Raw genomic sequence first — 25,521 nt, 5'->3', positions numbered from 1 at the left:
TTCGCGTGCGCAACGCTGGCGTGCGGTGAATTTTATCGAGCCTGTGGTCTCGCGCGGGCGCCTTGCTCGGGCGATGCGGCCGTCTGGCGCTGCAGCGTGAACCCGATCTCGGTACGCCCCGCCGCGCCCTGCACGAAGGTCTCGCCTCCATGCATGCGCGCAATGGCGCGCACGATCGCGAGTCCGAGCCCGAAGCGTTCGCCCGTCCTGGGCCGCGAGCTGTCGCCGCGCCAGAAGCGCTCGAACATGTGCTGCCGCACCTCTTCCGGAATCGCGTCGCCCGGGTTGGTCACCGTGATGCGCGCGCCCTCCGGCAGCGCCTCGATCCGCAGGCCGATCACGGCCTCCTGCGGCGCATGCCGCGATGCGTTCGTCAGCAGGTTCACGAGCGCGCGGCGCAGCAGCACGCGATTGACGGGCACCGAGGCATCGCCCTCGATCTCGAGCCGCTGGCGCTTCTCCTCGAGGAAGACCTCGACGAACTCGCCGACCTGCCGCGCCTGCTCGCCCAGCGAGAGCTCGCGCAGGTCCTCGGCCGCGTCGCCGCGGTCGGCGCGCGAGAGGAACAGCATGTCGTTGACCATCGAGCCCAGCGTGCGCAGCTCCTCGAGGTGCGACTCGAGCACCTCGCGCATCTCGTCCCGGGGCCGGTCGCGCGCGAGCGCGAGCTCGGCGCCGTTGATCATGATGGCCAGCGGGGTGCGCAGCTCGTGCGCCACGTCGGCATTGAAGCCCTCGAGCTGGGTCCACGCATCCTCCATGCGCGCCAGCACCTCGTTGAAGCGCAGGGCCAGTGGCAGCAGCTCGGTGCTGTCGGCCGGCAGGGTCAGGCGCTGCGACAGCCCGCCGGGGCGTATCACCGAGGCCTCGCGCGACAGGTCCGCGAGCGCGCGCAGGCCGCGCCGCGTGGCGATGGCGCCGAGCGCCACGGTGCACAGCACGCCGAGCGCGCCGACCAGCAGGCCGTAGTTGTCGTAGCGGTCGAGCATCTCGGCGCGCGGCCGCGGGTCCATGCCGATCAGCACCTGCGCGCCGGGAAAGATGGCGTGCTCGTCGAGCCGGTAGTGCGCGCCGCGCAGCACCACGCCGTCCTGCCGCTGCAGCCAGACCTTGTTGCCCTCGCCGCGCAGCGTGGGCGGCATCGGCTCGGCGCCGTAGAGCATCTCGCCGTCGCGCGCGATCAGCCACACGTTCCAGCGGTAGCGCCCGCCCACGCTGGTGGCCGCGAGGTGGCGCCGCAGCATCGGCAGGTCGGCCGGCGTGCGCACCTCGTCGATGAAGTGCTGCACCACCTCGGTCTTGCCGCTGAGGTCCGAGCGCTCGTCGGCGATCAGCACCTGCTCGAGCGCCTTGTGCAGCAGGTAGCCGGTGGCGGCGAACACCGCGACCGCGACCACCGCCAGCATCAGCACCAGGCGCGCCGAGATCGAGCCGAAGCGCACCCGCGGAGCCTTCACGCGGACTCCAGCACGTAGCCCATGCCGCGCACGGTGCGCAGCATCGGGGTCTCGAAGGGATCGTCGAGCTTGGCGCGCAGGCGGCGCACCGCCACCTCGACCACGTTGGTGTCGCTGTCGAAGTTCATGTCCCACACCTGCTCGGCGATCACGGTGCGCGACAGCACCTCGCCGCGGCGCCGCATCAGCAGCGCCAGGATCAGGAACTCCTTGTTGGTGAGCTCGAGCGCCTGGCCGCCGCGCGAGGCCTTGCGCCGCGCGAGGTCCAGCTGCAGGTCGCCCAGGGTCAGCACGGTGGGCTCCGACGTGCCGCCCGAGCGCACGCCGCGGCGGCGCAGCGCGGTCAGGCGCGCCAGCAGCTCCGAGAACGCGAAAGGCTTGACCAGGTAGTCGTCGGCGCCGTCCTGCAGGCCGCGCACGCGGTCCTCGACCTGGTCGCGCGCCGTCAGCATGAGCACGGCCACGTCCTTGGCGGCGCGGATCGCCTTGAGCACCGCGAAGCCATCGAGGCCGGGCAGCATCACGTCGAGCACCACGATGTCGTACTCGCCGTTCACCGCGAGATGGCGGCCGTCGATGCCGTCGGCCGCGACGTCGACGACGTAGCCGTTCTCGGTGAGTCCCTTGCGCAGGTAGTCCGCGAGCTTGGGATGATCTTCGACGACGAGCACGCGCATGGGGTGTCCTTCCGCGGGGGCGTCGCCGCGGTGCCGCAGTCTAGCGCCGGCCCTGCGCCGCCTGCACGATCAGATCGGCCACGGCCCGGGGCTGCGACAGCAGCGACACGTGGCTGGCGTCGAGCTCGACGGTGCTGGCCTTCATGCGCTGGGCCATGAAGCGCTGCAGCTCGGGATCGATGGTGCGGTCCTGGCGCGAGACGGCATACCAGGTCGGCTTGTCGTGCCAGGCCGCCGCGGTGGTCCTGGCGGTGGTGATGGCGCGCGCGAACGGTTGCTGCACCGCGTAGTAGGCGAGCGCCTCGGCCGGCGGCAGGTCGCCCGCGAAGTCCTTCACGAAGGCCGGCTGGCTCAGCGAACCCCAGCCGTTGGTGTCCCACTGCAGGCCGGCACCGGCGGGCGCGGCCGCGAACTTGCGCGTCAGGGCCGGGTAGTCCTCGCCGGCATCGGGCGCGCGCGCCGCGATATAGACCAGGCCCGCCACGTGCGGGTCGGTGCCCGCCTCGCTGATCACCATGCCGGCGTACGAATGGCCGACCAGCAGCGTGGGGCCGTCCTGCTGCGCCAGCACGCGTTTGACCGCGTCGACGTCGTCCTGGAAGCCGCTCAGCGGGTTCTGCACCGAGGTCACGTGCAGGCCCTGGGCCTGCAGCAGCGGAATCACCTTGCCCCAGCTCGAGCCGTCGGCATAGAGGCCGTGCACCAGCACCACGTTGTGGACGGCAACCGGCGCCGGGGGCGCGGTCTGCGCACTGGCGGCGGCCACCGAGAAGACACCGGCGAGGGCGATGGCCGCGATGCGGCCCATGAGGGTTCTGCGATGCATGAAAGGCTCCAGGTTCTGGCGGCGCCGGCTGCGGCACCGCGGGGTCATGCAGTGACGACCGGCACTGCTCTGGAGCGGACTGTGGCGCCAGGCCATCGACCTGGATCGCACATTTCGATTACAAAAATGTCATCTGGAGCGCGGCTTCTTCGTGCCGTCCGCTTTCCGGGTGCCCGGCCTCTCGGCCCGGCGCTTGATGTCGGAGGACGGATGGCCCGCGGCCTCAGGGCCGCCCAGTGCCCGCAGCCGCCGCACGTGGACCGCGGCGGCGCTGCGGCTGCGCAGGAACAGGAAGATCATGGCCGGGGGCCCGATGCGATGGACGTGCTCAACGCCCCGCCAGCGAGAGCGGCCGCATGTCCTGCCAGTTCGCCTCGATGTAGGCGCTGCACGCGGCGCGGTCGGTGGTGGGCAGGGCCACGCGCCAGCCGGCGGGCACGGCGATGAAGGCGGGCCACAGCGAGTGCTGGCCCTCGTCGTTGACCAGCACCTGGAAGCTGGCGTTCTTGTCGTCGAAGGGATTGGTCATGGCGGTTCTTTCGATGGGATGCGAAGGGGCCGGCGCTCAGGCCGCTTCCAGGGATTCGACGCGCGGCAGGGCCTCGAGCGCCTGCGCGATGCCGTGCAGCGCGCGGTGGCGCGCGAACTCCTCGCGCAGGGCGTTCGCGCGTTCGCGGTAGCCGGGGGTGGCGAGCAGCTTGCGCACCGCATCGCCGACCTGGCGCGCGGCCGGCTGCGCGGTGCCGAGGTTGATGCCCACGCCCGACCAGGCCACGCGCGCGGCGATCTCGGGCTTCTCCTCCGAGCTGCCGGCCACCACCAGCGGCACGCCGAGGCTCAGCGCATGGTTGACCGAGCCGTAGCCGCCGTTGGTGACCATCGCATGCAGCTTGGGCAGCAGGCGGTCGTAGGGCAGGAAGGGCAGCACGCGCGCATTGGCCGGCACGTTGGCCGACAGGGCCGGCGGCACCGGGCCGCCGGTGGTGGCGATCACGAGCAACTTCGGATCGCCGGCCAGTGCCTGCAGCGTGGGGCCGATCAGCTGCGCGGGATTCTGGTTGGCCAGCGTGCCCTGCGTGACCAGCACGACCGAGCGGCCGTCGTCGAGTTCGTCCCACCACGCGGGCGGCGTGAAGTCGCGGCTGGCCGGCGCGAGCAGCGGGCCGACGAAGCGCACCGAGGCCGGCAGGTCGCTGCGCGGGTATTCGAAGGACGGGCCGGTGAGCTGCAGGTAGAGGTCGGGCATGCGCACCATCGCATCGACGAAGAAGGCCGGCAGCGCGCCGGCGCCGAGGCGCCGCAGCACGGTGTCGAAGTGGCGCTGCACGTCGCCGAACATCGCCTGCTGCAGGTTGGCGTTCATCGCCTTGTTGCGCGCGCGGCCTTCGGGCGTGGAAGACGGCGGCAGCGCGGTGCCGAAGAAGGCGGTGTCGCAGCTCGACAGCGGCAGCGCCGAGATGCCGATCGCGACCACCGCGGGCCGCTCTTCGCGCGGCCCCAGCAGCAGCGGGAAGGTGCCGCAGAACATGGTGTCGACCACGATGGCATCGGCCTCGAAGTCCTCGAGGATCGCGCGCAGGCCCGCATGCTGCGCCTCGATCGCGTCGGCGAAGAAATGCTTGAGGCCGAAGCACAGCTGGGCATGCGGCGAGTTCAGCCGGCGGCGCTCGGGAAAGCGTTCGTCGAGATCGCGGTAGTCGCCGTCGATGGCGCGCGCGAAGGGCGTGAAGCTCGCGCCGGTCGCTTCGACCTGGGCCCTGAACTGGCTCGCGGTGTGCACCCGCACCTCGTGGCCGAGGCCCGTGAGGTGCTGGGCGATGGCCAGCATCGGCAGGACGTGGCCGGGCAGGGCGGTTGCCGCGATGAGATAGCGTGCCATGGGATGTTCCTCAGGAGGCGGTGGTTTCCAGGGCGCGGCGCGCCTTGGTGTGGATGCCGAGGTCGACGAAATAGCGCTGCAGCAGCTCGCGGTCGACCGGGCGGATCGGCGTGCCGATCGCCTCGAGCTGCGCCTGCGTGGCCGCGCCGCACACCTGCGGCGGCGTGGCCGAGGTGTCGTAGCGGTCGAGGATGGCGAGCACCGCCGCGAGGTCGCGGTCCTGCCCCACCGCCAGCCGCGCATGCGCGCGCTCGAGCCAGGGGTCGAGTCCCACAGGCTCGAGGCGCATGCCGAGCCGCTCGAACACCGGCGGTATGTCGCGCACGCGCAGCGGCGCCTGGCCCATCAGGTGGAACACCTGGCCCCACGAGGCGCGCTGCGCCGCGAGGCCGAGGATGGCGCGCGCCACGTCGTCCACCGGCGTGAGGTTCAGCGGCAGGTCCATGTCGGGGATGGCTTCCAGGTCGGCGTAGAGATGAGCCACGCGCCAGATCAGGTCGTCGGCGTTGCAGATCGCATGCGTGTGGTCGCCGGTGACCGCGCCCAGCCGGTAGATCGCGACCGGCATGCCGCGCGCCTGCGCCTCGCGCGCGATCGCGTCGCCGACCCACTTGCTCTGGCTGTAGCCGTCGACCAGGCCGCGCCACGAGCTGAGCGCCGAGCGCTCGGTGACCGTGCCCTCCTGGTTGTTGCCCTGGTCGATCACGGCCAGCGTGGAGACGTAGTGCAGCGTCTTCGCGCAGCCCTGCGCGGTCCATTCGAGCAGCGTGACCACGCTGTCGACGTTGGCCGGCTTGAGGCTGGCGTAGGGATGCAGGAAGTCGACCTGCGCGGCGCAGTGGTAGAGCGCGTCGCAGCCGTCGCGCACCAGCCGCACCGCGGCGTCGTCGAGGCCCAGGCACGGCTTGCCGAGGTCGCCCGTGACGACCTCGATGCGCGCGTCGTCCCAGATCGATTCGAGCTGGCGCGTGGCCAGCGTGCGCTTCAGGCGCAGCGCGCCGGCCTCGGCGTCGGCGGCGCGCACGTGGCAGACCACGCGGGCTTCGGTGTCGCGCAGCAGCGCGGCCAGCAGGTGGCTGCCGACGAAGCCGCTGGCGCCGGTGAGGAACACGCGTCGCGGTGCCAGCGTGGGCGCGACCGCCTGCGCCTGAACATGCGCGGGCAGCACCACCTCGCGCGACAGGTCGAGCGCCTCGGCCGTGCCCGCGTTGTCGTCGATCCAGGCGGCGAGCTCGGCGATCGAGGGCCGGTTGTAGACCTCGGCATGCGGGAAGTCCGCGCGCACCTGCTGGCGGATGCGCATGCCGAGCTGGATCGCCATCAGCGAATGGCCGCCGATCTCGAAGAAGTTGTCGTGGATGCCCACGCGTTCCAGCCGCAGCGTCTCGCGCCACAGGCCGGCCAGCAGTTCCTCGGTGGGCGTGCGCGGCGCGACGTACTGCACCGCGGCCTGCTGCTCGGGCACGGGCAGCGCCTTGCGGTCGAGCTTGCCGCTTGGCGTGAGCGGCAGCGCGGGCAGGTGCACGAAGGCCGAGGGCACCATGTAGTCGGGCAGGGCGCGCGCCATGTGGGCGCGCAGCTCGGTCGGCTGCGGATCGGCGGCGGCGACGAAGTAGGCCACCAGGCGCTTGTCGCCGGGCGTGTCCTCGCGCGCGATCACCGCGGCCTGCGTCACCTGCGGATGCTGCAGCAGCGCCGACTCGATCTCGCCGGGCTCGATGCGGTAGCCGCGAATCTTCACCTGCTGGTCGGCGCGGCCGAGGAAATCGAGGCTGCCGTCGGCGCGCCAGCGCGCGAGGTCGCCGCTGCGGTACATGCGGCTGCCGGGCGCGCCGTGCGGATCGGCCACGAAGCGCTCGGCGCTGAGCGCGGCGCGGTTCAGGTAGCCGCGCGCCACGCCGGCGCCCGCGATGTAGAGCTCGCCCGCGACGCCGGGCGGCACCGGCTGCAGCAGCTCGTCGAGCACGTACATGCGCGTGTTCCAGATCGGCTGGCCGATCGAGGGCTGCCGGCCGGCTTCCATCGGCGCGCTCATGCTCGCGCAGATGGTGATCTCGGTCGGGCCGTAGGCGTTGACCATGCGACGCCCCGGTGCCCAGCGTGCGGCGAGTTCGGCCGAGCAGGCATCGCCGCCGACCACCAGCGTCTGCAGCGCCGCGAACTCGCCGGGCGGCAGCGTCGAGAGCGCGGCCGGCGGAATCAGCGCATGGCTCACGGCCCGGGCCTCGAGCAGCTCGGCGAGGTCGCTGCCCAGCAGCTGCTGCGCGCCCGGCACCACCAGCGCGGCGCCCGCGTGGAAGGCCATGAGCTGGTCCATCACCGAGGCATCGAAGCCGCAGGAGGAGAACTGCAGCACGCGCGAGTCGGGCGTGATCGCCAGCCGCTCCTGCATGGCGGCGCCGAGGCTGGCCAGGCCCGCATGCGGCACGACCACGCCCTTGGGCAGGCCGGTGGAGCCCGAGGTGTAGATGACGTAGGCGGCCTCGCGCGGATCGGCGGGCGGTGCCGAGGGCACGGCCTCGGATTGGGCCGCGATCGCCTCGCGCGTGTCGGCAGCGTCAAGCGCGATGCAATGGGCGATGTCGGCCAGCTGCGGCAGCAGCGCCTCGTGCGTGAGCACCGCCGCGGGCGCGGCCTCCTGGAACACGAAGGCGCTGCGCGCCGCCATGTGGTTCGGATCGATGGGCAGGTAGGTGGCGCCAGCCTTGACGATCGCGAGGTGGGCCACGACCAGGTCGAGCGAGCGCGGCAGCACCGTGGCGACGATGGCGCCGGGCGCGATGCCGCGTGCGCGCAGCAGTTGCGCGAGCCGGTTGGCGTGCGCGTCGAGTTCGGCATAGCCGACGGTCGCGTCGTCGAGCATCACGGCGGGCGCCTGCGGGCGCTCGGCGGCATGCGCGGCCACCATGGCGGCCAGCGAGCGCGGTGCGAGTTCGCGCGGCTGGCCGCTCCACTGCGCGAGCAGCCGGTGCCGTTCCTCGGCGCTCAGGATCGCGAGCTCGGCGATCGGCGCGTCGGGCGCGTCGCAGGCCTCCTCGAGCAGCCGGGCCAGCCGCGCGGCCATGGCCTCGACGGTGGCGCGCTCGAACAGGTCGCTGCTGTACTGGATGCCGCCGCCGATGCCACCGGGCAATCCATCGGCGCCGCGTTGCTCGCTGAGGATGAACGACAGGTCGAACTTCGCGGTGTCGATCTCCACCGGCTGCGGCGTGATCGACAGGCCCGGCAGGCTGAACGACAGCCGGCTGCTGTTCTGGAAGCCCAGCATCACCTGGAACAGCGGCTGGTTGGTGCGCGCGCGGCCCGCGCCGCTGCGCTGCAGCTCCACCAGGCGGTCGTACGGGAACTCCTGGTTCGCATAGGCCGCGAGGTTGGTGGCGCGCACGCGCGAGACCAGCTCGCGCAGGCTGGGCCGGCCCGAGGTGTCGGTGCGCAGCACCAGCGTGTTGACGAAGCAGCCGATCAGCTCGTCGAGCGCGTGGTCGCTGCGGCCCGCGACCGGGCTGCCGATCACGATGTCGTTGCCCGCGCCGAGCCGGCTCAGCAGGCCCGCGAGCGCGGCCTGCAGCACCATGAAGACGCTGGCCTGCCCGTCGCGCGCCAGCTGCAGGATGCGCTCGTGCACCTGCGGCGCGATCTGCAGCGGCACCACGTCGCCGCGGTAGCTCGGCGCCAGCGGGCGCGGATGGTCGGCCGGCAGCGCGAGCTGCTCGGGCAGGTCCTGCAGCGTGGCCTGCCAGAAGGCACGCTGGCGCCCGGCCATGCTCTCGGCATCGTCCTCGCTGCCCAGCAGTTCCTGCTGCCACAGCGCGTAGTCGGCGTACTGCAGCGGCAGCGGCGTCCAGCCCGGTGCCCGGCCTTCGCAGCGCGCCGCGTAGGCCACGCTGAGGTCGCGCGCCAGCGGCAGCAGCGAGGCGCCGTCGCCGGCGATGTGGTGCGTGAGCAGCAGCAGCACGTGCTCGTCGTCGGCCAGTTTGAACAGCGAGACGCGCAGCGGCGCCGTGCTGCCGAGGTCGAAGGCATGGCCCGCGGCCGCGTGCAGCTGCGCGGCGATCTCGTCCTCGCTGCTGTCGGCCTCGAGCACGGCGGGCCGCGCCTGCGCGCCGTCGAGCACCTGCTGCCACGGCAGCCCGTCCTCGTTCGGGTAGATGGTGCGCAGGCTCTCGTGGCGCTGCACCAGGTCGTGGAGCGCCGCATGCAGGGCTGCGCGGTCGAGCGTGCCCGACAGGCGCAGCGCCAGCGGCATGTTGTAGGCCGGGTTGGCGCCCTCGAGCTGGTTCATCAGCCACAGGCGGCGCTGCGCGAAGGACAGCGGGATGCGCGCCGGGCGCGGCATCGGCACCAGGCTGGGCCGCGCCACCGATTCCTGGTCGAGCAGCTCGGCGAGGCCGGCGATGGTCGAGACCTGGAACAGCGTGTCCAGCGGCAGGTCGATCATGAACTGCTGGCGGATCATCGAGACCAGCTGCACGATCATCAGCGAGTGGCCGCCGAGCTCGAAGAAGTTGTCGTGGATGCCCACGCGCTGCAGGTGCAGCGTCTCGGCCCAGAGGCCGGCCAGGATCTTCTCGGTGGGCGTGCGCGGCGCGGCATAGGGCGTGGCGGCCTGCACCTCGGGCGGCGGCAGCGCCTTGCGGTCGAGCTTGCCGCTCGGACCCAGCGGCAGCGCGGGCAGGCTCACGAAGGCCGAGGGCACCATGTAGTCGGGCAGCGCCTGCGCGAGGTGCGCGCGCAGCTCGGCCGTTTGAGGATCGGCGGACTCGACCGGCACGAGGTAGGCCACCAGGCGCTTCTCGCCGGGAGCGTCCTCGCGCGCCACCACTGCGGCCTGTGCGATCTGCGGATGCTCGAGCAGCACCGCCTCGATCTCGCCGGGCTCGATGCGCAGGCCGCGGATCTTCACCTGCTGGTCGGCGCGGCCCAGGTAGTCCAGGCTGCCGTCGGTGCGCCAGCTCGCGAGGTCGCCGGTGCGGTACATGCGGCTGCCGGGCGCGCCATGCGGATTGGCGACGAAGCGCTCGGCGCTGAGCAGCGGCCGGCCCAGGTAGCCACGTGCCAGGCCCGTGCCCGCGATGTAGAGCTCGCCCGCCACGCCGGCCGGCACCGGCTGCAGGCCGCTGTCGAGCACGTACATCTGCGTGTTCCAGATCGGCCGGCCGATCGGCACGCTCTTCGGCGCGGCCTCGCCGCGTTCGCATTCCCATGCGGTGACGTCGACCGCGGCCTCGGTCGGGCCATAGAGGTTGTGCAGCTCGGCGCCCAGGCGCTCGTGGCATTGCGCCTGCAGCGCGGGCGACAGCGCCTCGCCGCTGCAGATCACGCGGCGCAGACTGGTGCAGCCGGCGGCCGCGGGGTCGCGCAGGAAGACCTCGAGCATCGAGGGCACGAAATGCAGCGTCGTGATGCCTTCGTCGGCGATCAGGCCCGCGAGATAGGCCGCGTCCTTGTGGCCGCCGGGCCGGGCGAGCACCAGCGTGGCGCCGTCGATCAGCGGCCAGAAGAACTCCCACACCGACACGTCGAAGCTCGAGGGCGTCTTCTGCAGCACGCGGTCGTCGGCCGCGAGGCCGTAGCGCGCCTGCATCCACAGCAGGCGGTTGACGATGGCGCGATGCGACACCACCGCGCCCTTGGGCCGGCCGGTCGAGCCCGAGGTGTAGATCACGTAGGCCGGGTGCGCGGGATCGATCGCCACGGCGAGATTGGCCTCGTCGCAATTCGCCAGATCGGCAATCGTTTGCGCCCCATCGATCAACAGGCGCGGGGCGTCGACGGGCAGCACCTGCGCGAGCGCCTCGGTGGTGACCAGGCACACGGGCGCTGCGTCGCCGAGCATGAAGGCGATGCGGTCGGCCGGGAAATCGGGATCGACCGGCAGGTAGGCCGCGCCGGTCTTCAAGGTGGCGAGCAGCGCCACCATCAGTTCCATCGAACGCGGGATCGCGAGCGCCACCGTGCGCTCGGGGCCCGCGCCGCGTGCACGCAGCAATTGCGCGAGGCGGTTGGCGCGGCGGTTGAGTTCGGCGTTGGACATCGCCTCGCCCTCGAAGCGCAGCGCGACGGCCTCGGGCCGCTCGGCGAGCTGGGCCTCGATCAGCGCGACCAGGTGCGTGTCGGGCACGGCGTGTTCGGTGTCGTTCCAGCCGAACAGCAACTGCCGGCGCTCCTCGGCACCGAGCAGGTCGACATGGCCGACGGCCTGCTGCGGTTGCCGGATCACGGCATCGACGAACGCGATCAGCCGGCGCTGGTGATCGGCCAACCCCTGCGCGGTGTGCACCGCGGGATTGGCGTCGAAGTCGATCTGCAGGTCCTGTCCGTTGCCGCGCTCGTAGAGGAAGATGCCCAGGTCCTCGGCCGTACCGTTCGAGAGGTTGCGCGGCCGCGCCGCATGGCCGGCGAAACGGAAGTCGTAGTCGAAGGGCTCGACGTTGACCACGGTGGTGAACAGCTGCCGGTTGTTGACCAGCATGTTGAGGTCGCTGCGCAGGTGCTCGTAGCGGTACGACTGGTGGCGCAGCACCTGCCGCATCTGGCGGCCCACTTCGCGGATCAGTTCGGGGATCGGCAGGTCGGCGCGCATCGCGAGGCGCAGCGGGACGGCATTGGCCACCATCGCGGGCACGCGCCGCATGCGTTCGTTGTGGCGCGCGGTGACCGGGATGCCGATCGCCATGTCCTCGATGCCGGTGGCGCGGTAGAGATAGGCCGCGGTGGTGGCGATCAGGATCTGCGGCAGCGTGGTGCCGAGCTCCTGCGCGATCTGCTGCAGCGCCTGCACGCTGGCCGCGGACAGGTGCACCGTCTGGCGCAGCAGGCCGCCGATGTTGACCGAGCGCTGCGAGGCGAGGCTCAGCGGATCGGGCGCGTCGGCGAAGCGCTCGGTCCAGTACTGGCGGTCGCGCGGGAAGCGGCCCGATTCGCGGTAGGCGCGGTCTTCCTCGGCCAGCTGCGACAACGGTGCCAGGCGCGAGGCCTCGGGCACCTCGGCGGCGCCTTCGGCCATCGCGCTGTAGATGTCGGCGAAGCGCCGCGCGATCAGCCCGCCGCCGAAGCCGTCGAGCACGATGTGGTGGCTGCGGTGGTACCAGATGTGGCGATCCGGTGCGAGGCGGATCAGCGCCGACAGCCACAGCTGGCCGTGCGCGAGGTCGATGTTGCGTTCGAAGTCCGCGCGCATCCAGCGCTCGGCCCGCGCCGCGGGATCGGCCTCGGCGCTGAGGTCGAGGTAGGGGATCTCGCCCTCGAAGGTGTGGGCCACCACCTGGCGCGGCCCCTGGCCCGCGTCGACGAAGTTGAGCCGCGTGGCCTCGACCTCCTCGGTGATGCGGCGCATGGCCGCGAGGAAGATGGCGGGGTCGATCGGGCCGTCGATATCGATGGCTTCCGCGAGGTTGAAATTGGTGTCGGGCGACGCGAACTTCGCGCCCAGCCACATCGCCATCTGACCCGAGGTGAGAGGCGCCGAACTGCTCAGGGGACCACTGCCTTGCATGCGCTGCTCCAAGTTGGACATGGGGTTGCCAACGGGGCATTGCAGGCGCGAAGCGAATTGCCAGAAGCCGCCTTCTCGCACATCCGCAGCGGGTCGAATTGACATTCCGTTGACATTTAAAAACCAAATGTACAAGCGGTTGCAGTCACTTCGATGGCAGTTTCGAGTGCGGCAATATTTCACGCTCTCAATTGAGCAAGAAAGGTTTCCTGGGGTTTTTCGCACTGCACCCAGAAAGCCTCATTTTCGAGGCGGTTCGGCTTACTTTCAGAGGGAGAAGCAGGAGGAAAAAGTTTGTTGCGTCGCAACAACTTCAATACGCGCAGCAGGGGTATGGCAAATATGTTGGAGATGCCGGCAAGCGCATTGCGTGAATAAGAACTGCCTAATTCCCACGGAATTCCGTGGTGAATAGAAAAGTATTGCGAGGACTTTTGAGCTAATTGGGCGCGCTCTAATTCGCGCCGGTCATTCGCCGCGTCGCGCCGACCTGGACAGTGCCGCCAGCGTCTTCTTCGCACTGTGCAACAGGCCCGCGCGCTCGGGCTTCAGGCGCGCCTTGGTGTCGCCCGGCGCGATGATCTCGAAGGCCGTCTCGGCCCCGAGCTTGGCGGCCAGTGCATCACGCGGCGCGAGGCCCTCGAAGCGCGCGTTCGAGATCACATGCACCTGCAGATGGCGATGGATGGCCTTCGACAGCTTGCGGCAGGCGGCGGTCATCGCCGCTTCGTCGGGCGTCGCCGCGCCATGCACGACAAGCACTTCCACGATGCCGTTCGCGTCCTCGCCGAGCACGAAGGCACGCACCACCGAATCCTTGAACCTGGTGCGCAGCATCGCGCGCACCGGCTCGGCCGCCGCGAAGGACTTCAGCGCGATGCGGCGCAGCTCGCGGTGGAACACGAAGCCGCGATCGAGCGTGAAGGTTTCGGGCAGTTCCTCCTTCGCGGCATGCCGCGACAGCATGCCGCTGCCGACGAGGTGCGCGAGCGTGCCTTCGACCTCGGCCGCGTCGAGCTTCGTCTTCTGGGCCAGTTCGTTCGTGGTGAAGGGTTCCTCGGGGTTCCCGTAGAGCACCTGCAGGAGCTTCTGGACAGAGGGGGACAGGAGGAAGTCGGCGGCGCTCATGGGGGCGATGGGATCCGGTGCGGGGGGAAAGGCAGCGATTATGGAAGCGCGACGATGCCCGGCGCGCCCTGCGCCGACCTGGGGCTAAGAGAGCGCGGGCTGCGGCCGCAGCCGATAGTGGCTCAGATGGCTCTTGCGCATCTTCTCGAGCGCATGCGGTTCTTCGGGCCAACGACACCAGTTCGGCCGCGGCGCGCCGAGGGCCGCGAGCCGTGCCATGACCACCTGCTCGGTGCGCGCGCATTCGGCTTCCGCCGCGGCCAGTTCCGCCTGGAGGCCGTCGATCTCGCACTGGTAGCGCGCCAGGGTTTCACGCGCGCGCCGGAGGCTCGCGAGCACCGGGAATGCGTTCGACGCGCTGCCCGCGAAGTAGGTCCGCGCGAACTGTCCCGGATCGGCTTCGTATTCGAGGATCTGCTGCTGGCAGTGAAAGATCAGCGCCTCGCCACGCGCGCAGGCGCAGCGGCGCTCGCGCAGCTTCTCGTAGCTGCCGCGCAACTGCAGCGCCAGTTGCCGCGGGACGGCGGGGCGCCTGGTCTTCGCGAGCGCGGGCGATGGCGGCGCGCCGAAGGTGGGCATGGGAAAGGTCATCGACATGCTGCTGCTTCCGGATGCAACGTGCGACACGGCTCAGCCGGCGCCGGGCACGTTGCGCACGCCGGCCTCCAGGTAGTCCATGAACTCGCGCCGCTCCCGCGCCTCGTTGCCGCGCTCCGACATCGGCATCACGCCGAAGGGCGAGCGCTTGAGGTAGCTGCGGTAGGAGATGCCGTAGTACACGACGTTCATGCTGAGGATGAGCCGGTACTGGATCGTCTCGCGCGGCGTGCCGGGCAACCGTGCCTCGAGCAGCTCGACCGCGAGGCCCAGCAGCCTGCGGTGCAGCTTCGCGGACAGCCGCTGGCCGGCCTCGCCGAAGTCCCAGCCGAGCCGGCCGATGAAGCTCACCGCGTCGCGGCCGAAGCCCGGCGTCTGCAGCATCTCGATCATCGGACCGAAGGCGGCCTCCATGATGTCGCGCACGCCATGCGGCCGCGCGCGCAGCGCCTCCAGGCCCGCGCACGAACGAGGCTCCAGCCATTGCTGCAGCATGGCGGTGATCTCGCCCACCAGTCCCTCGCGGCTGCCGAAGTGGTAGTGCAGCGCGGAGGCGTTGTTCGCGCCGGCCGCCACCACGATGCGCCGCAGCGAGACCGCGTTCATGCCTTCGCGCGCCATCAGCTTCATGGCCTCGGCGAGCAGCCGCGCATGCGTGCTGTCGCCGGGGGCGTCGGCATGCGGCGCGGGGGCGGCGGGCTTGGAAGTTCGGCGGGCGAGGGCGGGCACGGGCGGAATAATGCAAGTTGATTAATCCATCTGCATCAGCGGATACCCTCGACCGCCTCGGAGCGCCTTCGCCCTTGCAGCAGGCGTGCGGCACGGCCTCGGGTGTCATCCCGTTGACACCCGCACTCACGCTGCGTTAACCTGCGCGCCGTTCCCTTCTCCGGCAGCTTGGCCGGATTTCCTCGGCGCCCTCGCGGCGCAACCGGCAGCTTCGCTGGTTCTCCCCTCGGCAGTTCTGCCGTCCCCCTCGTGTCCGCGGTCGCCCCGCATTGCCGACGCGCCTGCGCGCGCTTCGCATGGCCTGCCCATGCGCGCGTGCCGGCGCATGCATCGGCATGGCGTCCCGGGCACGTCGATCCATCCAGACACCCCAGGAGACAGCCACCATGCACACCCCTTCTTCGCGTCCCTTCGCGCGGCTTGCCGGACTCTTCCTCGCCGCGGGCCTCGCCGCCTTCGGCACCCACGCCTTCGCCGCCGGCGAGCCCGTGCGCATCGGCGCCATCTTCGACAAGACCGGCGGCCTCAACATCTACGGCATCCAGCAGAGCCGGGCGCTGCGGCTCGCGGTCGACGAGATCAACGCGGCGGGCGGCGTGGCCGGCGCCAGGGTCGAGGTGGCCGAGGCCGACGCGCAGTCGGAGGACGCCAAGTACACGCAGTACACGACCACGCTGATCCTCAAGGACAAGGTGCAGGCGCTGTTCGCGGGCCTCACGAGCTCGAGCCGCGAGGCGATCCGCCCGATCGTGCGGCGCTCGAAGATCCCCTACTTCTATTCCTCGCTCTACGAGGGCGGCGCCTGCGACCGGCAGACCTTCGTGACCGGCGCCACGGCCTCGCAGCAGCTCAGCGTGCTCGTGAAGTGGGCGATCAAGAAGTACGGGCCCAAGGTCTACATCATGGCGCCCGACTACAACTTCGGCACCATCTCGGCGCAGTGGGTCAAGCTCTACGCCAAGGAGTTCGGTGGCGAGGTGGTCGGCGCCGACTTCCTGCCGCTCACGCTGACCGACTACTCGCCCACCATCAACAAGATCCAGCAGGCCAAACCCGACTTCGTGGTCGCGCTGCCGGTGGGCGCGAACCAGACCGGCTTCCTCGAGCAGATGGCGGCCGCGGGCCTGAAGAGCCGCGTGGGCGTGGTGTCGACCAACTACGGCGGCGGCAACCAGCAGGTGGTGGTGTCGCCGCAGGCCGGCGAGGGCATCGTGGCCGCGCTCGAATACTTCGCCTGGCTCGACACGCCGCGCAACAAGGCCTTCAAGGCCTCCTGGGAGAAGGCTTACGGCAACAAGGAGCCGGTGACCGCGGTCGCGGTCGACGTCTACAACGCGGTGCACCTGTGGGCCAAGGCGGCGAACAAGGCGAAGTCGGCCGAGCCCGCGAAGGTGATCCAGGCCTTCGAGGAGGGCGAGGGCGTGGCCTTCGACTCGCCGGCCGGCCCGGTGTCGATGCAGCCGAAGTCGCACCACGTGCGCCAGAACATCTACATCGGCGTGGGCACGAAGACGCAGAGCTTCGACATCGTCGAGACCTATGCCTCGGTGGCGCCGAAGTTCGAGGACCAGGTCTGCGACCTGGTCGCCAGGCCGCAGACGGCGCAGCACTTCACGCCCGGCGCGTCGAACTGAGCGAGGCCCCCGATGGCATGGGATCAATTGCTGACCGGCGTGCTCTCGTCGGTCGCCAGCGGCTCGGTGCTGCTGATCGCGACGCTCGGCCTGGCCGTGGTGTTCGGGCTGATGGGCGTGGTGAACCTCGCGCACGGCGAATTCATCATGTTCGGCGCCTATGCGGCGCTGACCGCGGTGCGTGCCGGCGTGCCGTTTCCGCTCGCGGTGGCGCTGGCCGCGCTGGCGGCCGCGGCCTTCGGCGCGCTGGTCGAATGGCTGATCGTGCGGCGCCTGCACGGCCGCCCGTTCGACACGCTGCTGGCCATGTGGGGCCTGAGCCTCGCGCTCTACCAGAGCGCGGTGCTGCTGTTCGGCACGGTCACGCCGGGCATCGGCATGCCGGCGTCGAACGTGCGCATCGGCGACTACACGATCTCCAGCTACCTGCTGTTCCTGATCGTGGTGGCGGCGGTGCTGATCGCGGCCGTGTATGCGCTGCTCACGCGCACGAACTACGGCCTGATGGCGCGCGCCGCGATCCAGGACCCGGCCACCGCGGCCGCGATGGGCGTGCGCACGGTGCGCATCAACAACCTCACCTTCGCTCTGGGCTGCGGCCTCGCGGGCCTGGCCGGCGCGATCCTGGTGCCGGCCGTGCCGGCCACGCCCAGCATGGGCTTCGCCTTCGGCATCAAGGCCTTCCTGGCGGTGGTGGTGGCGGGCCCGGTCACGCTCGCGGGCACCATCGCCGCGGGCGGCATCCTGGGCTCGGCCGCGAGCGCGGTGGCCAGCGTCTGGTCCACCGTCGCGGGCGACGTGGTGTTCTTCGTGATCACGCTCGTGGCCCTGCGCGCCTGGCCGCAGGGCATCTCCGAGCGCTGGCGCCTGAAGCTCTGAACGGAGGCGACGCATGAACATGAGCAGAACCCTCGCCGCACCCGTGGCCACGAACCCGGCTACCAAGCGCCGCGCGGCACCCTGGTGGCTGGCCACCGTCGCCGGCACCGTGGTGCTGGGCGCCGGCGCCTTCTTCGTCGACGAGTACCTCGCCTACCTCGCGAGCTCCTGGCTGATCTTCGGCCTGCTGGGCCTGAGCCTGGACATGGTGTGGGGCCGCGGCGGCATGCTGAGCCTCGGGCAGACGGCCTTCTTCGGCCTCGGCGGCTACGCCGGCAGCGTGGCGGCGATCAACCTCGCGAGCGTCACCGGCAACACGCTGATGTGGTCGCTGCCGGTCGGCGCGATCGTGGGCGCGGCGGCCGCCGGCGCGGTCGGCTGGCTGCTGTTCCACGGCCGCCTCGGCGCGCTGCAGGCCACCATCCTGACCTACACCGTCACCCTGCTGCTGTGGACCGGCAGCATCTCGTTCTCGGCGCGCTTCGGCGATGCGGTGGTGGGCGGCGACAACGGCCTGTCGAACATCCCGGGCATCGTGCTGGGCTTCGGGGCCGATGCGCAGGGGCTCGGGCCGCAGAGCACCTTCGCCTGCGTGCTGGCGGTCTCGGCGCTGGTGCTGCTGGGCGTGCGCGCGCTGCTGCGTTCGCCCTTCGGCACCGTGGTCGACTGCGTGCGCCTCGACGGCCCCAAGACCGAGCTGCTGGGCTACGACGTGAGGCGCTGCCAGCTCGTGGTGTTCACGCTGGCCGGCGGCATCGCGGGCCTGGCCGGTGCGCTCTACGGTGCCTGGGCCAACTACCTCAACCCCTCGCTGTTCAGCGCGCAGCAGGCGCTGCTGGTGCCGATCTACGTGCTGGTCGGCGGGCTCGGCACGCTGGCCGGCCCCTTCGTGGGCGCGGTGGCGGTCGGCGGCCTGTCGTACTGGCTGGGCGGCGGCGTGGTCGGTGGGCAGACCACGCTGATCATGGGCGTGGCGCTGATCCTGCTCGTGCTGTTCCTGCGCGGCGGGCTGCTCGGCGGCCTCGGGCGGCTGCGGGCGCTGCGCGGGCCGGGCGGCGCGCAGGGCAAGGCGCGCCAGGCCAAGACCGCGATGGACGTGGACCTGGTGCGCGGCCTGCGCGAGGGCGCGGCCGTGCCGGCGCCGGCGCTCGAGATCCGCGACGGGGTCAAGCGCTTCGGCGGCGTGGTGCCCGTCAACCGCGTCACCCAGCGCTTCGCGCCGGGCCGCGTGCGCTGTCTGATCGGGCCGAACGGCGCGGGCAAGAGCTCGCTGCTGCGCTGCCTCACGGGCACGCACCTGCTCGACGCGGGCGAGATCGTGCTCGACGGGCGACCCGTCACGCGCTGGATGCCGTACAGCCGCGTGCAGGCCGGGGTGGGCATCAAGATGCAGGTGGCGCAGGTGTTCGGCGAACTGAGCGTGCGCACCAACCTCTGGATCGCCGCCTACAGCCGCGACCGCGATGCCGCGGTGGCCGACCGGATCAGCGAACGCACGCTGCGCGCGCTCGGCCTCGAGGCGCTGGCCGAGCGCGACGCGGCCGACCTCTCGCATGGCGAGCAGCAATGGCTGGACCTCGGCATGGTGCTGTGCCTGCAGCCTTCGGTGGTGCTGCTCGACGAGCCGGCCGCGGGCATGACCGGCGACGAGCGCCGCGAGCTCTCGCAGCTGGTGCGCGTGCTGGCCGAAACGGCGGCCGTGGTGGTGGTCGAGCACGACATGGCCTTCGTGCGCACGCTCGACGCCGAAGTGACCGTCCTGCACCGCGGCGAGGTCTTCGCCCAGGGCGACCTCGACACCCTGCGCCAGGACGAACGCATCCTGGACATCTATCTCGGGAGACAGCAGCATGTTCGAAGCCATTGAGATCGGCGGCGGCTACGGCAAGACATCGATCGTCGAGCGCGCCAGCCTGCGCGTGGGTCGCGGCGAGATCGTCGCGCTGCTGGGCCGCAACGGCGTGGGCAAGTCCACGCTGATGCGCCTGCTGGTCGGCCAGGCCACGCCCATGGGCGGCAACGCGCGGCTCGACGGCCGGCCGCTGCCCGAGCGCACCGACGACCGCGCGCGCTGCGGCCTGGGCTACGTGCCGCAGGGTCGCTTCGTGTTCCCGCGGCTGTCGGTCAGCGAGAACATCGCGCTGGCGGCCGTGGCCTGCGGCCATCCGCGCGCCGACGCGATCACGCGCGCCTTCGCCGACTTCCCGGCACTGGTGCCCAAGGCCAACGACCTCGCGGGCCGGCTCAGCGGCGGCCAGCAGCAGATCCTCGCGATGGCGCGCGCGCTGGCCACGCGGCCGAAGCTGCTGCTGCTCGACGAGCCGACCGAGGGCGTGCAGCCCTCGATCGTCGACGAGATCGCCGAGGTGCTGCTGCGGCTGCGCCGCGACGGCCTGTCGGTGCTGGTCGCCGAGCAGGACCTGAACTTCTGCCTCTCGATCGCCGAGCGCGCCTACGTCATGGACCAGGGCCGCATCGTGCGCGAGACGCGCAAGGCCGAGCTCGAGGGCGACCTCGCGCTGTTGCAAGAACTGCTCGGCGTCTGAGCCCCCACATCCACGCACACATCCAAAGAGAGGAACGAACACCATGGACCACGAGATTTTCGAGGCGGGCGACATCGCCCTGCAATCGGGCCGCATGCTGCGCAACGCGAAGCTGGCCTACAAGACCTACGGCAAGCTCAATGCGAAGCGCGACAACGCCATCGTCTACCCGACCTGGTTCGCGAGCACGCACGCCGACAACGAATGGCTGATCGGGCCCGGCAAGGCGCTCGATCCGTCGGAGTACTTCATCGTCGTGCCGAACTCCTTCGGCAACGGCGTCTCGAGCTCGCCGAGCAACCAGCCCGCGCCCAACGACCGCGGCCGCTTCCCCAATGTGACCGTCTACGACAACGTGGTGCAGCAGCACCGGCTGGTGACCGAGCACCTGGGCATCGACACCCTGCGGCTGGTCACGGGCTGGTCGCTGGGCGCGGTGCATGCGTTCCACTGGGCCGCGCTGTACCCGGACATGGTGCAGCGGCTGCTGCCGTTCCAGGGCGCGGCGCGCGCGTCGCGCCACTTCCAGGTCTTCTTCGCGGGCGTGAAGGCCGCGCTGCAGGCCGACGCCGAATGGCGCGAGGGCTTCTACGAACGCCAGCCCGAGCGCGGCCTGCGCGCCGCCGGCCGGGTGTACGCGGGCTGGGGCTTCTCGCAGAAGTTCCTGCGCGACCGGCTCGACATCGAGGCGCTGGGCTTCGCCTCGCTCGAGGACTTCCTGATCGAGTTCTGGGAAGGCTGGCTGCTGTCGAAGGATGCCAACAACCTGGTCGCGTCGCTGTGGACCGGGCAGCACGGCGACATCGCGGACAACCCGGTCTACCGGGGCGACTTCGTCGCGGCGCTGTCGGCGATCAAGGCGCGCGCCATCGTCATGCCCTCGTCGAGCGATCTCTACTTCCCGCCCGAGGATTCGGCCTTCGAGGTCGCGCACATGCCCAATGCCGAGCTGCGCGTGCTGCCTTCCGACTGGGGCCACCTGGCGGGCAAGGGCCTGCACGAACCCGACAACGCGTTCATCGACAACGCGCTGCGCGAACTGCTGGCGGCATGACCATGGCAACCGTTCCCACCCAGCCCGCCGCACCCTGGAACGCCGACAGCGTGGCCGCGCATCGCCGCGCCGCGGGCCTCGCGGCGCTCGACCCCGCGCTGTGCGACGAGGTCGCGGCGATCCTCGAGGACCTGCGCACGGGCCTGCGCGAGATGCCCGGGCGCGCCTGGTTCGCGCTCGTTCCACCGTCGACGGAGACCGATCATGTCCATCGCTGAGCGTTTCCCCATCGAGGACATCGACCGCGCGGGCGTGGCGCAATTGGCCGCGCTGATCCGCCGCGGCGAGCTCGGCGCGGTCGAGCTCGCCGAACGCCGGCTGGCCGACATCGAACGCCGCGCCGCGCGCACCAACGCTTTCGTGACCGTCGATCGCGAAGGCGCACTGGCCCAGGCGCGCGAGGCCGACCTCGCGCTGGCGCGCGGCCTGCCCCTGGGGCCGCTGCACGGCGTGCCGATCGCGGTGAAGGACAACGTGCTGACCGCCGGCCTCGGCAGCAGCGCGGCCTCGGCCGTGCTGGCCGACGCGCCGCTGCAGGGCGAGGCGCCGCTGGTCGCGCGGCTGCGCCGGGCCGGCGCCATCGTGGTGGCCAAGACCAACATGCACGAGTGGGCCTACGGCGCGACCAACAAGGGATCGCACCATGGCGCCACGCGCAACCCCTGGGATCCGCGCGCGATCACCGGCGGCTCCAGCGGCGGCTCGGCCGCCTGCGTGGCCGACGGGCTGCTGCCGCTGGCCATCGGCACCGACACCGGCGGCTCGATCCGCATTCCCGCCGCGGCCTGCGGCATCTCGGGCATCAAGCCGGGCACCGGTCGTGTCGAAGGCGAGGGCGTGCTGCCGCTGGCCTGGAGCTTCGATGCCGCCGGGCCGATGGCGCGCAGCGCCGAGGACCTGTGGCTGGGGCTCGACGCGATGCTGCCAGGCTCGGCCAGCGATTCGTCGCGCCATGCCGCGCAGTTCCGCGAGGCGCGCGGCCGCGCCCGGCTGCGCATCGGCATGCTGGCGGGCGAGGGCTTCGAGACCGCGCCCGACGTGGGCCGGGCCTTCGAGGCGGCGCTCGAGGTCTTCGGCCAGCGCGGCAGCGATCTCGTGCCCGTGGCGGTACGCGGCATGGCGGCGGTGTTCGCGGCCTGGAAGGCCATCATGTACGCCGAGGCCAGCACTTTCCACCGTCCGCTGATGCACGATCGGGCGCAGCGCTACGCACCCGACGTGCGCGCGCTGCTGCATGCGGGCGAGAGCGTGTCGGCCGTCGACTACCTCGCGGCGCAGCAGTTCCGCGGCGCCTTCCGCGCCGCGTTCGCGCGCGACCTGGCGGGGCTCGACGCGCTCGTGCTGCCGACGCTGCCCGTGACCGCGCCGCCCTTGGCAGAATCGCGCATCGAATTCGCCGGCCGCACGACCACCGTCCAGGACGCCATGACCGCCATGCCCTGCCTCGCCAACTTCACCGGCCTGCCGGCGGTGAGCCTGCCTTGCGGCTTCGGCGACACGAGCCTGCCGGTGGGCCTCACGCTGATCGGCCATCCCGGCGGCGAGTTCGCGCTGCTCGGCCTGGCCGCGGCCTTCCAGGACGACACCGCCTGGCATGCCATGCGGCCCGGCCATGCGATGGCCACGGGTCAGGAGGAGGGCGCGCATGTCCGATGAGATCGGCGTGGGCGTGCTGTTCGCCCAGACCGGCAACATGGCCGTGACCGAGCAGGCGCTGCTGAGCGGCACGCTGGTCGCCATCGACGAGATCAACTCGGGCGGCGGCGTGGCGGGCCGGCCCATCGTGCCGATCATCGAGGACCCGGGCCCCGATCCCGCGAGCTATCGCGACATCGCGCGCCGCATGGTGCTGCACCACCAGGTGCCGGTGATCTTCGGCTGCTGCTCGTCGGCCAGCCGCAAGGCCGTGCTGCCGGTGGTCGAGCGCCACGGTGCGGTGCTGTTCTATCCCTCGGTGTACGAGGGCTTCGAGTATTCGCCCAACGTGATCTACACCGGGCCCACGCCCGCGCAGACCATCGTGCCGCTGATCAAGTACCTGTTCGCGCATCACGGACGGCGCTTCTTCCTGGTCGGTTCCGAGTACGTGTTCGCGCGCGAGATCTCGCGCATCGCGAAGGAGTTTCTGCTCGAGAGCGCGGGCAGCGTGGCGGGCGAGACCTACCTGCCCATGGGCGCGCCCGACAGCGCCTTCGCCGAGGTGGCCGAACGCATCGCCGCCGCGCGGCCCGACGTGGTGCTCAGCACCGTGGTGGGCGCCGACACCGCGCGGCTCTATGCGGCCTGCCACGCCATCGGCGCCACCTCGGCCGGGCATCCGATCGCGAGCCTCACCGCGAGCGAGGCCGAGATCGCGGCATTGAGCCCGGCCGCGCGCGCGGGCCACCTCACGGTCGCGCCCTACTTCGCGGGCATCGAGAGCCCGGCCAGCGCGCGCTTCACCGCGCTCTACGAGAAGCGTTACGGCGCCGGCCGCCGGCCCAACATGTATGCCGAGGCCGGCTACCTGCAGGTGCACCTGTTCGCGCGCGCGGTGCCGCGCGAGGGCGCGCCCGACCCCGACCGCATCGTGCGCAGCCTCGGTGGCACGCGCCATGCTTCGGCCCAGGGCGAGGTCGAGATCGACGTCGACACCAACCACACCGCGCTCAAGGCCCGTATCGGGCGCTCGCGCGAGGATGGCGGTTTCGACCTGCTGTGGGAGGATGCGTCCATCGTCCGCCCCGATCCCTACCTCGTCGCCTACGAACGGAAGATCCTCTGATGACGCCCGATCCGATCCAGCTGCGCTCCCTGCGTGACATCCGGGTCGCCGTCATCCATCCCGACGACGAGGACGCCCGCGTGCTGTGCGAGCAGCTGCGCCGCTTCGGCTGCCGCGTCACCGCGCTGTGGCCCGAGCCGAACCACCTGCCCGAGGGCACCGAGGCCGTGTTCTTCAGCATCCAGTCGGAGCGCGATGCCTCGCATCCCTGGCTGGCCGGTTCCTCGCACGCGGTGCTGATCGCGCTGCTGGCCTACGAGAACCCGGCCGTGCTCGAGGCCGCGGCCGCCGCCAACGTGCACGGCGTGCTGCCCAAGCCGATCCGTCCCTTCGGCGTGCTCGCCACGCTGTACGTCGCGCGCATGCTGTTCCGCTACGAGGAGCGGCTGCTCAACCGCATCGCCAAGCTCGACGAGACCCTGCGCACGCGCCGCATCGTCGAGCGCGCGATGAAGATCCTCGCCACGCGCCAGGGCATCTCGGAGGACGAGGCCTACGCCATCATCCGGCGCGAGGCCATGCGCAAGCAGTTGCCGGTGTCGTCGATGGCCGAGTCGATCGTGCATGCGGAAGCGATCTACGGTTTGCCGCCCGATCGCGGCGCGCCGGACCGGGCCGAGTGATGGCCCGCGCTCCCTTCGAGAGTCCGGAACGCTTCGGGCTCGATCCTTCGTTTGCGCGCGATCCTTGCGGCGGTGGCCCGTTGAGCGGCCTCGGCTTCGCCGCCAAGGAGGTGTTCGACCTCGCGGGCCACGTTACGCGCTCGGGCAATCCCGACTGGCTGCGCACGCATGCGCCGGCCACGGCCGATGCACCTGCGGTCGCGCGCCTGCTCGAGGCCGGCGCGCGGTTGCAAGGCCGAACGCTCAGCGACGAACTCGCGTTCTCGCTCGCGGGCGAAAACCTGCACTACGGCACGCCGCTGAACCCGCGCGCGCCCGGCCGCGTGCCCGGCGGTTCGTCGAGCGGCTCGGCCTCTGCCGTGGCCGCTGGCTGCGTCGACTTCGCGCTGGGCACCGACACCTCGGGCTCGGTGCGCATCCCGGCCAGCTACTGCGGCCTGTACGGCCTGCGGCCCACGCATGGCGCGATCGATGCGCGCGGCGTGACACCGCTGGCGCCGGCCTTCGACACGGTGGGCTGGTTCGCCGTGACCGCGGCGGTGCTCGAGCGCGTGGGCGCGGTGCTGCTGCCGCCGGGCGAGATACGACCATTGCGGCGCATCGTGCCGATGGCCGATGCCTTCGACGATGCCGCGCCGGGCGTGGCCGCCGCGCTGCGTCCTGCGTTGGACCGTCTGGCATCGCTGGGCCTGGCCTTCGATGCGCCCGCGCAAGGCCTGTCGCTGGCCGCTGCGGCGCAGGCCTACCGCGTGCTGCAGAGCGCCGAGGTCTGGCGCACGCATGGCAAATGGTTCGAGCGCACGCGGCCGTCGATGGCACCCGAGATCGCGGCGCGGCTGCGCGCCGCGTCGCAGGTCACGGCCCGGGAGATCGATGCCGCGCAACGCGAGGCCGACGCGCTGCGCGCGAGGATCGACGACCTGCTCGCGCACGACGGCGTGCTGTGCCTGCCGACCGCGCCCGACGTGGCGCCGCTGCTGGGCGCTTCGGCGCAGCCCGATGCGCAGACCCGCATGCGCGTGCTGGCCCATACCTGCATCGCGGGGCTGTGCGGCTTGCCGCAGGTCAGCCTGCCGCTGGGGACGGTCGACGGGCTGCCCGTGGGGCTGGGGTTGATCGGGGGGCGGGGGAGGGATCGGGATCTGCTGGCGTTGGCTGGGCGGATCGCATCCGGCGACGGGAACAAGACGGCGACGGCTTGGCCTACATTCGGCTGAAGGAGGTCATCCATGC

20 protein-coding genes are annotated in these 25,521 nt (G+C 71.4%); 10 read left to right on the top strand and 10 right to left on the bottom strand.

What is annotated here, in order from left to right:
- Nucleotides 1-32 precede the first annotated feature (32 nt).
- The 10 genes from KV106_RS04205 to KV106_RS04160 all read right to left on the bottom strand — a co-directional run bounded on the left by KV106_RS04205 (nt 33) and on the right by KV106_RS04160 (nt 14,788).
- Nucleotides 33-1,457, bottom strand: coding sequence for a heavy metal sensor histidine kinase (locus KV106_RS04205; RefSeq protein ID WP_261206367.1), 1,425 nt, complete (start codon nt 1,455-1,457; stop codon nt 33-35).
- The gene (locus KV106_RS04200) at nt 1,454-2,134 is read right to left on the bottom strand and encodes a heavy metal response regulator transcription factor (protein ID WP_261206365.1); all 681 of its coding nucleotides are present in this window, start codon (nt 2,132-2,134) and stop codon (nt 1,454-1,456) included. Before KV106_RS04200 ends, KV106_RS04205 begins: the two co-directional genes overlap by 4 nt.
- Nucleotides 2,135-2,174: 40 nt before the next feature.
- Nucleotides 2,175-2,960 carry an alpha/beta fold hydrolase gene (locus tag KV106_RS04195; RefSeq protein WP_261206363.1) on the bottom strand — a complete coding sequence of 262 codons (786 nt, stop codon included), beginning with the start codon at nt 2,958-2,960 and terminating at the stop codon, nt 2,175-2,177.
- A 129-nt stretch (nt 2,961-3,089) separates the two neighbouring features.
- Nucleotides 3,090-3,260 carry a hypothetical protein gene (locus tag KV106_RS04190; RefSeq protein WP_172705395.1) on the bottom strand — a complete coding sequence of 57 codons (171 nt, stop codon included), beginning with the start codon at nt 3,258-3,260 and terminating at the stop codon, nt 3,090-3,092.
- A 28-nt stretch (nt 3,261-3,288) separates the two neighbouring features.
- Nucleotides 3,289-3,489, bottom strand: coding sequence for an MbtH family protein (locus KV106_RS04185; protein WP_057591017.1), 201 nt, complete (start codon nt 3,487-3,489; stop codon nt 3,289-3,291).
- A gap of 36 nt (nt 3,490-3,525) precedes the next feature.
- Entirely contained in the window at nt 3,526-4,839 is a 1,314-nt protein-coding gene (locus KV106_RS04180; protein ID WP_261206357.1) for a glycosyltransferase, read from the bottom strand.
- A 10-nt stretch (nt 4,840-4,849) separates the two neighbouring features.
- A complete protein-coding gene (locus tag KV106_RS04175) occupies nt 4,850-12,334 on the bottom strand; it encodes a non-ribosomal peptide synthetase (RefSeq protein WP_261206575.1) in 7,485 nt (2,494 codons plus the stop codon).
- Between the two features lie 468 nt (nt 12,335-12,802).
- The gene (locus KV106_RS04170; RefSeq protein ID WP_261206355.1) at nt 12,803-13,462 is read right to left on the bottom strand and encodes a hypothetical protein; all 660 of its coding nucleotides are present in this window, start codon (nt 13,460-13,462) and stop codon (nt 12,803-12,805) included.
- 84 nt (nt 13,463-13,546) lie between these two features.
- Nucleotides 13,547-14,053 carry a hypothetical protein gene (locus KV106_RS04165; protein WP_261206353.1) on the bottom strand — a complete coding sequence of 169 codons (507 nt, stop codon included), beginning with the start codon at nt 14,051-14,053 and terminating at the stop codon, nt 13,547-13,549.
- A 39-nt stretch (nt 14,054-14,092) separates the two neighbouring features.
- Nucleotides 14,093-14,788 carry a TetR/AcrR family transcriptional regulator gene (locus KV106_RS04160; RefSeq protein ID WP_208512473.1) on the bottom strand — a complete coding sequence of 232 codons (696 nt, stop codon included), beginning with the start codon at nt 14,786-14,788 and terminating at the stop codon, nt 14,093-14,095.
- Nucleotides 14,789-15,174: 386 nt separating this feature from the next.
- Between KV106_RS04160 and KV106_RS04155 the strand changes: the two genes are divergently transcribed.
- The 10 genes from KV106_RS04155 to KV106_RS04110 are packed head-to-tail and all read left to right on the top strand — an operon-like array spanning nt 15,175 to nt 25,505.
- Complete coding sequence (locus KV106_RS04155) at nt 15,175-16,422, top strand: urea ABC transporter substrate-binding protein (protein WP_261206348.1); 1,248 nt, start codon at nt 15,175-15,177, stop codon at nt 16,420-16,422.
- A 12-nt stretch (nt 16,423-16,434) separates the two neighbouring features.
- Nucleotides 16,435-17,301: a branched-chain amino acid ABC transporter permease gene (locus tag KV106_RS04150; RefSeq protein WP_057591005.1), complete on the top strand. Its 867-nt coding sequence runs from the start codon at nt 16,435-16,437 to the stop codon at nt 17,299-17,301.
- Nucleotides 17,302-17,320: 19 nt separating this feature from the next.
- On the top strand, nt 17,321-19,168 hold the full coding sequence (locus KV106_RS04145) for an ABC transporter permease subunit (RefSeq protein WP_261206345.1): 1,848 nt from the start codon (nt 17,321-17,323) through the stop codon (nt 19,166-19,168).
- Nucleotides 19,152-19,847, top strand: a complete 696-nt coding sequence (locus tag KV106_RS04140; protein ID WP_261206343.1) for an ABC transporter ATP-binding protein — start codon at nt 19,152-19,154, stop codon at nt 19,845-19,847. The genes KV106_RS04145 and KV106_RS04140 overlap by 17 nt, the downstream gene beginning before the upstream one ends.
- Before the next feature lie 43 nt (nt 19,848-19,890).
- Nucleotides 19,891-20,901 (top strand): alpha/beta fold hydrolase, encoded by a 1,011-nt coding sequence (locus KV106_RS04135; protein ID WP_057591003.1) that lies wholly within the window; start codon nt 19,891-19,893, stop codon nt 20,899-20,901.
- A gap of 2 nt (nt 20,902-20,903) precedes the next feature.
- Nucleotides 20,904-21,119: a hypothetical protein gene (locus KV106_RS04130; RefSeq protein ID WP_261206338.1), complete on the top strand. Its 216-nt coding sequence runs from the start codon at nt 20,904-20,906 to the stop codon at nt 21,117-21,119.
- On the top strand, nt 21,106-22,557 hold the full coding sequence (locus tag KV106_RS04125) for an amidase (RefSeq protein WP_261206337.1): 1,452 nt from the start codon (nt 21,106-21,108) through the stop codon (nt 22,555-22,557). The genes KV106_RS04130 and KV106_RS04125 overlap by 14 nt, the downstream gene beginning before the upstream one ends.
- Nucleotides 22,547-23,665: a transporter substrate-binding domain-containing protein gene (locus KV106_RS04120; protein WP_261206335.1), complete on the top strand. Its 1,119-nt coding sequence runs from the start codon at nt 22,547-22,549 to the stop codon at nt 23,663-23,665. Before KV106_RS04125 ends, KV106_RS04120 begins: the two co-directional genes overlap by 11 nt.
- Complete coding sequence (locus tag KV106_RS04115) at nt 23,665-24,288, top strand: ANTAR domain-containing response regulator (RefSeq protein WP_261206332.1); 624 nt, start codon at nt 23,665-23,667, stop codon at nt 24,286-24,288. Before KV106_RS04120 ends, KV106_RS04115 begins: the two co-directional genes overlap by 1 nt.
- Complete coding sequence (locus KV106_RS04110; RefSeq protein ID WP_261206330.1) at nt 24,288-25,505, top strand: amidase; 1,218 nt, start codon at nt 24,288-24,290, stop codon at nt 25,503-25,505. The genes KV106_RS04115 and KV106_RS04110 overlap by 1 nt, the downstream gene beginning before the upstream one ends.
- Nucleotides 25,506-25,521: the final 16 nt, after the last annotated feature.

Origin of the sequence: Variovorax endophyticus (assembly GCF_025376855.1) — a bacterium.
Lineage (GTDB): Bacteria > Pseudomonadota > Gammaproteobacteria > Burkholderiales > Burkholderiaceae_C > Variovorax.
Note: the sequence above shows the minus strand (reverse complement) of the source record. Positions and strands in the feature narration are given on the sequence as shown.